10 protein-coding genes are annotated in these 10,332 nt (G+C 59.9%); 2 read left to right on the top strand and 8 right to left on the bottom strand.

Annotated elements, in window-relative coordinates:
* Positions 1-125 precede the first annotated feature (125 nt).
* The 4 genes from OQZ28_RS16450 to OQZ28_RS16435 form a co-directional block, all read right to left on the bottom strand.
* Positions 126-368, bottom strand: coding sequence for a hypothetical protein (locus OQZ28_RS16450; protein ID WP_110532262.1), 243 nt, complete (start codon positions 366-368; stop codon positions 126-128).
* A 70-nt stretch (positions 369-438) separates the two neighbouring features.
* Positions 439-1,119 (bottom strand): hypothetical protein, encoded by a 681-nt coding sequence (locus OQZ28_RS16445; RefSeq protein ID WP_034926274.1) that lies wholly within the window; start codon positions 1,117-1,119, stop codon positions 439-441.
* A 523-nt stretch (positions 1,120-1,642) separates the two neighbouring features.
* Positions 1,643-2,077, bottom strand: a complete 435-nt coding sequence (locus OQZ28_RS16440; protein ID WP_110532226.1) for a cupin domain-containing protein — start codon at positions 2,075-2,077, stop codon at positions 1,643-1,645.
* Positions 2,078-2,154: 77 nt separating this feature from the next.
* Entirely contained in the window at positions 2,155-3,174 is a 1,020-nt protein-coding gene (locus tag OQZ28_RS16435; RefSeq protein WP_235720986.1) for a zinc-binding alcohol dehydrogenase family protein, read from the bottom strand.
* Between the two features lie 100 nt (positions 3,175-3,274).
* Between OQZ28_RS16435 and OQZ28_RS16430 the strand changes: the two genes are divergently transcribed.
* On the top strand, positions 3,275-3,688 hold the full coding sequence (locus tag OQZ28_RS16430) for a winged helix-turn-helix transcriptional regulator (RefSeq protein ID WP_235720985.1): 414 nt from the start codon (positions 3,275-3,277) through the stop codon (positions 3,686-3,688).
* Between the two features lie 217 nt (positions 3,689-3,905).
* Complete coding sequence (locus OQZ28_RS16425) at positions 3,906-4,448, top strand: nuclease-related domain-containing protein (protein ID WP_239020461.1); 543 nt, start codon at positions 3,906-3,908, stop codon at positions 4,446-4,448.
* Here the strand turns inward: OQZ28_RS16425 and OQZ28_RS16420 are convergent.
* The 4 genes from OQZ28_RS16420 to OQZ28_RS16405 form a co-directional block, all read right to left on the bottom strand.
* Positions 4,442-4,876: a hypothetical protein gene (locus tag OQZ28_RS16420; protein WP_235720983.1), complete on the bottom strand. Its 435-nt coding sequence runs from the start codon at positions 4,874-4,876 to the stop codon at positions 4,442-4,444. The genes OQZ28_RS16425 and OQZ28_RS16420 overlap by 7 nt on opposite strands.
* A 130-nt stretch (positions 4,877-5,006) precedes the next feature.
* Positions 5,007-6,137, bottom strand: a complete 1,131-nt coding sequence (locus tag OQZ28_RS16415) for an ATP-dependent helicase (RefSeq protein ID WP_235720982.1) — start codon at positions 6,135-6,137, stop codon at positions 5,007-5,009.
* A gap of 104 nt (positions 6,138-6,241) precedes the next feature.
* Positions 6,242-8,461, bottom strand: coding sequence for an SF1B family DNA helicase RecD2 (gene recD2, locus OQZ28_RS16410; RefSeq protein WP_110532155.1), 2,220 nt, complete (start codon positions 8,459-8,461; stop codon positions 6,242-6,244).
* Positions 8,458-10,332 (bottom strand): tyrosine-type recombinase/integrase (locus OQZ28_RS16405; protein ID WP_458136656.1); only part of this gene is annotated, 1,875 nt, incomplete at its 5' end. The genes OQZ28_RS16405 and recD2, both read right to left, overlap by 4 nt.

The following is a 10,332-nucleotide window of genomic DNA, read 5'->3' as shown; positions in this document are numbered from 1 at the left end:
AACAGCTGCGACAATGAAATGCGCCATATCGTCAGCCGGAAGCCACGACGTCAGATCAGGCGGCAGAAGATACGGCTGGGATCGGTCAAACGGGATGAAGCGGCTCATCGCGACACTCTACAGCCTTACCCCTTCACAGGGTACCCCAACCCGACAGGCTGCTCGGTCGCCTCCCGCCATGCGTCGATGCCGTGGTCGGCAATAAAGTCATGGGCGCCGTCATCTTCGGGGTGCGGCATTTCCGGGCCGTGATAAAAAGGATTGCGATGCCAGACGTCCCGGTCCGTCAGGACCCATGCGTGGTCGGGCGCAGCACGCGAAAGCGCAAAGGCCTCGTCGCGGTCTGCCATGGATTCATATTCGCTCATGCGGGTCGATCCTTGCGGAAAGGTACCTTGCCGTGGGTGGCCGGACCTGCCGCGGGTCCGGCCGGGTCGGTCAGAAGCCGAGAGCGTCCATCTCGGCGGCTGCGGCCCGCTGGTCGATGGTGCGGGCGTTGCTAGCCGTGTAGGGCTTCCACGGGGCGCCGATCATGTCCTCGTAGGCGGCAAGGGCCCCGCGGGCGGACGCGACCAGAGCGGCGGCCTTGATTCCCTGCTCGGCTGCGAAGCGGCGGGCGTTGGCCGCCCTGTTTTCCAGCCCGTCGACGCCCATCCGGTCCTCTTCGCGATACTCGTTGAACTGTGAGGACAGTTCGCGGGCCTGCGCGCGCTTGGCGTCATAGAACTGGGCGGCCCCGAAGGCGGACGCGACAGCGGCGCCAGCCATGCGCTGGAGGTGCATTTCCAGCCCCTTGTCGTTCTGCTCGCCGTTCCATGTGGTCACGACCAGCACGGGCGAGAGGCTGCGGGCGATGACGGTGAAAGCCTGCCGGGCCGTTTCCGCGAGGGCGTCGGCGTCGAAGTCCTCAAGACCGAAATGGGAAACGATCTTGGTGATCTGGTCGGGAACGGGGATCAGGGCTTCGGCGGCCTCGATGGTGATGACAGGCGCGCGCCGGGCCGCTTCCTCGAAACGGCGGGCGGCGGGGGCCTTCTGGCCCGCTTTTGCCTTGCTGGCGGCTTTCTTCTCTTGCGCGGAAGCGAGGGCGGCGGTCATTGTGTTGGTAGCGTTGGACATGAAACTAGGCCTTTCTGTCTGGCGTCAGCCCTGTCCGGTGTGTCAGCACCGGGCGGGGCGTCTGTGGCGGGAACCATTTCCCTCTCCACAAATAAAGAATAGTACAGACAGAATATAAATACAATAAAAAAGACAATATATTATGAGTAAACATTAGTTTACTATTGTTTTTATTCCCTTTATTTCCTTATGCCCATTTTATTAATCGCAGTATTATCAGGAATCTCATAAGTATTCATCCTGAAGAACCCCAGGGCGAGCGGTCGAACCGTTGCGTGAAAGCGTGGAGACCCCGCAGGGGGCTCCAGTGAGGTTAGCGGCGCAGCCGCTTAGCGAACCAGAGTGAGAGAACCCCGAAGGGGCCGCCCCTGATTTTCTTTTTTTCCTGTTGAACAGAGATGTTTCCCGGACCGGCCCTTTCGGGAGAGGAAACCGTATCCAGACGCCCTGTACCTGCGCCGCGTTTTGCGGCCATGCGCTGCAGGGCCACAGCTCCCGTTCGTCTGTGACCCGCGACATTCCTTCAGATACTCTTGATGAAGCCGGAAGGCGTGCCTTCGGCAGGATCGACAAACACCACGTCATCCGGTGCCCGGCGCGGTGTGTCGATGGCAAGAAAAGTGACAGGATCACGCAGGATACGCGGCACCGCATGCACCGCACGCCGCGGAAAGACCAGCAGGTGCCCGGGAACAAACGGCGCTTCTTCAGCCGGATCATCAATCCAGAATGTCCCTTCGCCGGAAAGCACATGGAGGACTTCATCACACTGGGTATGATAATGCGGCGGCACGTCCCGATAGATCCGGAACACCCTGATACTGGCTTCCGGCCTGTCGGTCAGATAGGTATCCAGCAGCATCGTATCCGCAGTGTGCGGGAACGCTGCCACAATCCTGTTGAGATCGAACCGTCCACCGGTACGGTTCAGGGTCATCAGATGCTCTTCATCAGTCATGAGGCCTGTTCTCCGCCCATGTTCCACACCATGTCTCGACGAGCGCTTTTGCGGATTCAGTCATGGTCTTCTCCATTTCAGCCAGGAAAACCTTCGAGCACGATCTTGCCCTTTGCCTGGCCGCTCTCGATCAGGGCATGGGCCTGCCGCAGGTTCGCCGCCGTGATCAGGCCGAGGTTCCTGCCAAGCGTGGTGCGGATACGCCCGTCATCCACGAGGCGTGAGACTTCGTTGAGAATCTCGCCCTGCCTGCCCATATCGGCTGTGCCGAACAGCGGGCGGGTGAACATCAGCTCCCAATGCAGCGACAGGCTTTTCTTCTTCAGCGGCAGGGCGTCGAGCGCGGCCGGGTCATCAATCAGGCCGAAATGCCCCTGGGGCGCGATCAGCGCGATAATCTCTGGCATATGCCGATCGGTCTGCGTCGTGGAAAAGACGAAGCCGGGCGCGCCGGTCGGAAGGGCGGCGACCTGCGCGGCAAGCGGCCTGCTGTGATCCACCACATGATGTGCCCCGAGGGATTTTACCCAGTCGCGCGTTTCTGGCCGGGAGGCGGTGGCGATGACCGTGACATCGGTCAGGACCCGCGCCAACTGGATGGCGATGGAGCTGACGCCGCCAGCGCCGCCGATAATCAGCACGGCTGGCTTCACGCCGGGGACTGACCGACGGATATCCAGGCGATCGAACAGCATCTCCCAGGCGGTGATCGCTGTCAGCGGCAGTGCCGCGGCTTCAGCCCAGTTCAGGGAACGGGGCTTACGGCCGACAATCCGCTCGTCGACCAGGTGGAATTCGGCATCGGTTCCCGGGCGATCGAGCGCGCCTGCGTAGAAAACCTCATCCCCGATGGCAAAATCCGCGACTTCAGGTCCAGTACCGACAACGATCCCGGCAGCGTCCCAGCCCAGAACCCTCCATTGACCCGCGTCCGGCGCGGCGCTGCGACGGACTTTTGTATCGACCGGATTGACCGACACAGCCCTGATTTCCACAAGGAGATCCCGCCCTGAAGGAACAGGCTTCGGCAGATCGATGTCCTGAAGGGACGCGGGATTGTCGATCGGGAGAGGCGTCTGGTAACCGACGGCGCGCATGATGTCTGCTCCTGTGTTGATGAAGGAGAACAGTGAGCATTATGCTGGGTTCGGACAAGAACGCACTTTTAACGCCCATAGTATCGGAAATGATACCGTCATGGCCCGTATCCGGCATAAATCACTTGATTGCAGTCCCGGCTGTGCCGTTGAAGCGACGCTTCAGCTGATCGACGGGAAATGGAAAGGGGTGATCCTCTACCACCTGCTTGAGGGAACCCTGCGCTTTAACGAAATCCGCAGGCGCCTGCCCAATATCACCCAGCGCATGCTGACAGCCCAGCTCCGCGAACTGGAACAGGACGGGTTTGTGCTGCGGACAGTCTACCCCGAGGTGCCCCCGAAGGTGGAATACAGCCTGACCGCACGGGGACGGACCCTGGAGCCGGTCATCATGGCCCTCAAGAAATGGGGGGACGAGAATACCGGGTTCAGACGGGATCCTGAATCTTCTGCGGACCTGGACGAGCCTGCCGCCGATTGTCCGGTCTCCTGCGTTCAGGCTGGCGGGTGAGCGGGCACTGTTGGTGATCCGCATCCACATTGCGGACATGCACCCGGACTCTCACCCGGAACATAGACGGTTCCCAGTATTTCCTGCCCCAGTCGCATGACGGACAGATATACGGGACACGCTATCGGGCCATGGAACCACAGGGGGAAACTGCGTGGTAAGACTTCGACGTCATCGCGTGAAGCCTCCCGGCAGGTGTCGGCTGACAGCCCATGAGATGCAGGTATGGCGGTCCTTTAGCGCCGCCATCCAGGGCGAAAAAGGAGAGAGCGCCGTAGCCCACGTGCTCGACCGGAGCGGCCTGGCCGTGCTGCACGACGCCATGCTGCCGGCAGGTGGCGGCAGGACGACCCAGATTGACCACCTGTTTCTCAGCCCGAGGGGCATCCATGTCGTAGAGACAAAGCGGTATGGCGGCGAACTGACCGGACACCCGGAAGATGAACGGTGGCGACAGCGTTTCGCGGGCGAGGCGCCCGACGCCCCGCCCCGGCTGATTTACAGCCCGGTGATGCAGAATGCCGCCCATTGCCGCGCCGTCTACGCGCTGGCCCGCCTCGTGGACCCGACCATCCAGGTCTTCAGCCACGTCGTGATGACGGGAACTGCGGTCCTGTCGCCGGCGCTTGTCGCCTGCACCCTTTCCCTTTCCGAATTGGAAACCCTGCTGCACGATCTTGAGCGCAACGTGCCGCGGGGCACACTGACTGACGCATGGCGGCGCATCGGGCTTGCCTGCCATGCCAGCGGGCATCAGTAAGCGGCCTCCCTGTCAAGAAAATCGAGCAGTTCCGCGATTTCCCCGGTTGAGAGCATGCGCCCACGACAGTCCTCGCTATCGCGGGGAAAATCGAGCGGCTCACCACCATGGTCACGGTTGCCGGCACTGATCCAGAGTACCCGCTCCGGCTCCTCGGGGTCATAATCGAGGCGAACCCCAAGGCCATCTCCAAGGTCGATGAAATCGGAGAACAGGTCGTCCTCACACCGAAGCGGAAGCGTGCCGATTTCCACACCGACCCATCTGTCGGGAAATCTGGCCCGGAGAAGGTCGGCGAGCTGGCGCGTGTGCAGCCTGAGATCCGTCGGATCCCGGACGGGCGGCGGTGGCTCCAGAGGCTGCAGGAAACCCGCCTCGTCATCATCCCAGTCATCGGGCTCAATCGGCGGCACCGGCTTTTTCGCCATAAAGCAGACGTCCTTCGACCAAAAGAAAAGCAATTTAAGACCGAAGCGTCGGGCGGAACCAGCCTGTTTGGTGCAATGCCCCGGCCGCGCGAACGCATGTCGCCGCTGCCGGAGCATGCATTGTCCGCATTCACAAGCCAAGCGCATTCAGTTCCTGATCAACCTGCCTCCAGCGACCGTCAGACTGGCGTGGTTCGTTCCTGCCGTGATTCCAGCTGCTGACCCGGTTCTCGAGTGGAATTTCGTCAATGAACCGGCTCGGACGGGAAGATCCGCCCTGGCGATAATCACAGAACGTGATCGTGGCCTGCTCCATAGCCCGGGTCAGCGCCACATAGGCAAGGCGACGCTCCTCTTCGGGATTGCGCGGCATCGCACCGGGGAAAATCGCCTCTTCCCACGCAGGAAGAAAGACGTGCCGGAATTCCAGTCCTTTCGACCGGTGCATGGTCATGAGCTGAACGCGATCACGACCTTTTTCTCCAGGTGCTCCGCCTGCCAGTGCCGCATGCTCCAGCAGGTGTTCCACGCGCCGGAAACCCTGGGCCAGTTCGATCAGTTCCGCGAGGTTTTCGCGCTGGGTTGCGGCTTCATCCGAATCATCAGCCCGCAGCATGTCCAGATACCCTGTTGCCTCGAGCAGGCCGGTAAGGCGCTCCCCAAGGCTTTCCCCTTCCCGACATCCGATCTGTCTGAGAATCTGGACGAATCCCTGCAGCGCCACGGCACATCTCGGGGACAGCCGGGTCCGTGTGGCCGCCGCGCATAGCGACAGACCACCCGTCGAAGCCTCCATCTCGATTTTCCCCAGGCCCCTGGCGCCAAGGCCCCGCGGGGGCCGGTTGGCCATCCGCCGAAAGGCTTCGTCCGACCTGCGCTCATCGGGCCATGCGCAAAGCGTCAGCAGGGCCAGAGCGTCCTTGACGGCGGTACGCCGATAGAAACCCACATCCCCGATGATCTCGTACGGAATGCGAGCGTGGAGCAGTGCTTCCTCCAGCGTTCGGGAGAGCCTGTTCTGGCGGTAAATGATAGCCATGTCATGCCAGGCGACGCCGGTCGCCGCGCGGCGGCCAATCTCCCGGATGATCGCCGCAGCTTCCTCGGTGGCGTAGGAGAACCCCAGAACCTCGATCGGGAGGCCCTCGCCCCGACGTGTAAACAGTCTCTTTTCGATCCGCGACGGGTCAAATGAAATCACCGCATTCGACGCATCAAGAATATGGCGGGTGGAACGGAAGTTCTCCTCCAGCTTGAACATCTTCGCATCAGGAAACTCATGCGGGAAGTTCCGCAGGAAGCCGACTTTCGCCCCCCGCCAGGAATTTATGTGGAATACAATTTCACAACCTCAAAAAAGCAATTTTAAGGTTTCTTTAGGCGGGATATATGACCTGTACCTGACGTACCCACCAGCCAGTCTCTCAGTTTTGACCAACGTAGCCTTCCGCCCTGATTTCGCACAGCTATGGCCAGAGCCTTCTTCTGTCCCACAAGCACGACCAGCTTCCGGCCCCGTGTCACGCCGGTATAGAGCAGGTTCCGCGCCAGCATGGCGTAATGCTGCGTCACCAGCGGAATCACCACCGCCGGGTATTCCGAGCCCTGGCTCTTGTGGATGGTGGTGGCGTAGGCCGGCACCAGTTCGTCCAACTCGCCGAAGCCATAAACGACATCCCGTCCATCGAATGAGACCGTCAGTTCGCCCTCTTCCACATCGATCCTGCCGATAACGCCGAGGTCTCCATTGAAGACATCCCGGTCATAATCGTTGGCGATCTGCATCACCTTGTCGCCCGGACCATAGGTCCAGCCGAACCGCTCGACCTTCACCTCGTCCGGCGGGTTCAGCGCCTGCTGCAATTCGATATTCAGCGACCGCGCCCCAAGGCCACCCCGGTTCATCGGGCAAAGCACCTGCACGTCGCGAACCGGGTCCAGCCCGAACCGCGCCGGGATGCGATCCCTCACCACGGCCAGCAACTTGCGCAGCCCGACCTCGGGCTCGGCCGCCTCCACGAAGTAGAAATCCGATCCCTCTTCCGCGCTCAGTTCGGGCATCCTGCCCTCGTTGATCCGATGCGCATTGGTGATGATCCGGCTCTGTGCCGCCTGGCGGAACACCTCGGTCAGGCGCACCACAGGGACAGCATCGGAGCCGATGATGTCGGCCAGCACCTGCCCCGGTCCGACAGAAGGCAACTGGTCCACGTCGCCGACGATCAGCAGAGCCGCGCTGTCAGGTAACGCGCGCAGCAGGGAGCGCATCAGCAGCACGTCGACCATGCTGGCCTCGTCCACGACCAGCAGGTCGCAGGTCAGCGGGTTGGTATCGTCCCGCTTGAAGGTGCCATTGCCCGGATCCGTCTCCAGCAGTCTATGGATGGTCTTGCCTTCCAGCCCCGTGCTTTCCGACAGGCGCTTCGCCGCCCGGCCGGTCGGCGCGCAAAGTTGCACGTCTGTGCCCTTGGCAGTCACGATCTTCAGAATGGCGTTGACCAGCGTGGTCTTGCCCACGCCAGGACCACCCGTGATCACCAGCACCTTGCTACGCAGTGCAAGGCGCACCGCTTCCTGCTGGCTGGGCGCCATGGCAAGTCCGGTCTTGCCTTCCACCCAGGTCATGGCCTTTTCAGCATCGATCTCCGGCCAGGGCGGCCGACCCACGGCGCAGGCGCGCAATCGCTCGGCGATGCTCTGCTCCGCACGATACAGGCCGGCAAGGAAGATGCAACTCGTCTCTCCCACGCTATCAGCGACCACGTCTCCCGCTTCCAGCTCCAGCGCGAGGGCTGTTTCGATCAGAGGGGCGGCGACCTCCAGCAGTTCGGCGGTGCTGGTCAGGAGTTCACCGACCGGGAGGCCGCAATGCCCTTCATCCATCGCCTCACCAAGGGCATAGGAGATCCCGGCCCTCACCCGGATCATGGCATCAGGCGCGATCCCCATCTTCCGGGCGATCTGGTCGGCGGTCTTGAACCCGATGCCCCGGATGTCCTTCGCCAACCGATAGGGGTTCTCGCTGATCAGTCTGACCGCATCCTGCCCGTAGGTCTTGAAGATCCGTACCGCCCGCGACGTGCCGACGCCGTTGCTGTGCAGGAACAGCATGATCTCGCGGATCACCTTCTGGTCTGCCCAGCCACCGACAATCCGTTCGGCCCGCTTGGGACCAATGCCTGTCACTTCCCGCAGGCGATGCGGTTCCTGCTCGATCAGGTCGAACACGGCCTCGCCGAACGCTTTCACCAGTTTTTTGGCATAGACGGGACCAATGCCCCGGATCATGCCCGAGCCGAGATAGCGCTCTATGCCTTCGACCGTGGTCGGCGGACTGGCCTTGAGGAACTCCGCCTTGAACTGCAAGCCGTGGGTGTGGTCGTTGAACCAGCGCCCCGACATCTGCACGAACTCACCCGCCGAGATCATGGCGGCATGGCCGACGACAGTGACCAGATCGCGCTGCCCCCGCACCTTCACCCGCAGGACGCAGAAACCGTTCTCGGCATTGTGGAACGTCACCCGCTCCACGAGGCCGGCCAGCGCTTCCGTTTGGCATTGTTCTCCAACCACGGCACTGGTCATTCTGATTCTGTGAACGGAGAAGACACTTGGGAACCGCATGTTGCCGAAATTTCGCCAGGCGTTCGGCCATCCAGCGCTGGCTTATCTCGAAGCTTGTTTAACATTCCCTCCAATGCTTCAACGTCTCCGGACACGGCATCCCGTTCCTCTGGGCTTAACCAGACCTCTTCCAGTAAACGATTGGCTGCTTGCTGAGCGGCCAGGACAACGCCCTTGGCGCTTGGCTTCGGAATATTGAAATAACAGCGTGCGCATGCCATGCGATGCGGACAAGTGCTCCAAAACGCATTGCTACAGTAAGAATCACCTAAATCGTAATACTTCCAAGGTGCTCCATCCTTCGTTGCGCCTGCCGCAATAACCTCCTTATCAATAACAATTTCGATCATCCGCGCCGCCTGATCCGCCTTGGCAAACGCACTCGCCAATTGCGTAGGTTTCGACCGAACATAGCTCATCGTCGATTGAACGGACGTATGGCCGCACCATTTTGCCAAATCGAATATTGTCATTCCTTGCGGAACGCTGGCCAGCATAGAAACGGCTGAAGCCCGTCCACGGTGACTTGTAATACGGCCTTTACTGTCCTCAATCGGAATACCAGCCTTTTTGCACAAAAGCGGGATAACAGTCTGATTTAAAACTTCCTTCGCGATTGGCCTGTTCCGAAGTTGAAAGAGAAAATGTACATGTTCACCGGTTCGCCGATCAAGATGTTTGCGGGGTGACGCTCGTTTTTTCATCCAGGCCGTAATGTACTTATGAACAGCATGGCCGACCGGTTTAGTGTACGCGACCGAAGTTTTACCTTCCGGAACATCAAGCCAGCAGACCTGCCCTGCCGGAACGACGTTGCCAGACTGATCAACCACATCCTCTGATTGTTCGCGCGTGCAGCCGACCCGAAGTCGGGCGATCTCATTGCTCCGAAGGCCTGCATGTGTCCACACCACGGCGATTGCCTGCAACAGGGCGAATGGATAGAAACAGTCAGGAGAAAGATCGTCTGGTTCAATGTTGAAGCTGGCCCAGGTCAGTTTCAGCCAAGAAGCATCATCTATGGTCCTAGGATTTACGCCAATATATTTCGCAATATTCTTCGGTGTCGAGAGATGATATCGCGGATTACACCGGAGCTGCGCCCATTCCCAACTCTGAATATCAGATAAAAACCGACGCATAACCTGATAATAAGCAACTTTCGTTGGAGCCTGTAGAGGCTGGCCAACTGTTGGGATCAGACGATAATCAAAGGTGGAACCGCCCCAATCGCCAATACGTAACCTGTCGACGGCGGCGAGATAGTCGGCACATACCGATACCGTCCATTGCTCTGGTCCTGTGACCTCAGGATGCTCGCGACCCAACCAGATTCCGATACGGGTCAGAGTGTTGTAAACTGCTCGCCTCGACCCTTCTCGCAAGGTTGTTGTTTCCAACCAACGTCGGCACCATGTCATCCACTCAGGATTGATATTATCAGTTTCAGTTCCATGACGAGGTTGGTATGCCCGGAAATGAATAACCTTCGATGTAAGCCCCATTGCGGCCAAACCGTTTGACAATATTCCAATCCGCTTGGCGATATGATTTCCTGTGTAACACTCTCGTGTATGTTCCAGTATCTTCCTATCAAAACTTTCAAGTTTTGGATTCTCGCCTTGTAATGCAACTGCAGCAAATACTGATGGTACGAGGGGCCGAACGGTCTGACAGACGAAGCCGACACGGGTTAGGGCCGAGAATGTCAATCGGCACTCAAAAATAACCCCTGATCGGCATGCAATATTAACCCCCTGTTGAAGGCCCGGCCTGTCTCCTGAAGCCGTAGGCGTAAGGAGACAGGCCGGGGCAGGTATGGATCTGGAGAG

This window comes from Komagataeibacter sp. NFXK3 (assembly GCF_054182245.1).
The sequence above is the reverse complement of the archived record's forward strand: the minus strand, read 5'-3'. Positions and strand labels throughout refer to the sequence as shown.

Coding starts and splice junctions, on each gene's coding strand:
- recD2 (WP_110532155.1), bottom strand. CDS start 8,461: ATGACCAGTGCCGTGGTTGGAGAACAATGCCAAACGGAAGCGCTGGCC.
- OQZ28_RS16445 (WP_034926274.1), bottom strand. CDS start 1,119: ATGTCCAACGCTACCAACACAATGACCGCCGCCCTCGCTTCCGCGCAA.
- OQZ28_RS16450 (WP_110532262.1), bottom strand. CDS start 368: ATGAGCGAATATGAATCCATGGCAGACCGCGACGAGGCCTTTGCGCTT.
- OQZ28_RS16435 (WP_235720986.1), bottom strand. CDS start 3,174: ATGCGCGCCGTCGGTTACCAGACGCCTCTCCCGATCGACAATCCCGCG.
- OQZ28_RS16430 (WP_235720985.1), top strand. CDS start 3,275: ATGGCCCGTATCCGGCATAAATCACTTGATTGCAGTCCCGGCTGTGCC.
- OQZ28_RS16420 (WP_235720983.1), bottom strand. CDS start 4,876: ATGGCGAAAAAGCCGGTGCCGCCGATTGAGCCCGATGACTGGGATGAT.
- OQZ28_RS16415 (WP_235720982.1), bottom strand. CDS start 6,137: ATGTTCAAGCTGGAGGAGAACTTCCGTTCCACCCGCCATATTCTTGAT.
- OQZ28_RS16440 (WP_110532226.1), bottom strand. CDS start 2,077: ATGACTGATGAAGAGCATCTGATGACCCTGAACCGTACCGGTGGACGG.
- OQZ28_RS16425 (WP_239020461.1), top strand. CDS start 3,906: ATGCAGGTATGGCGGTCCTTTAGCGCCGCCATCCAGGGCGAAAAAGGA.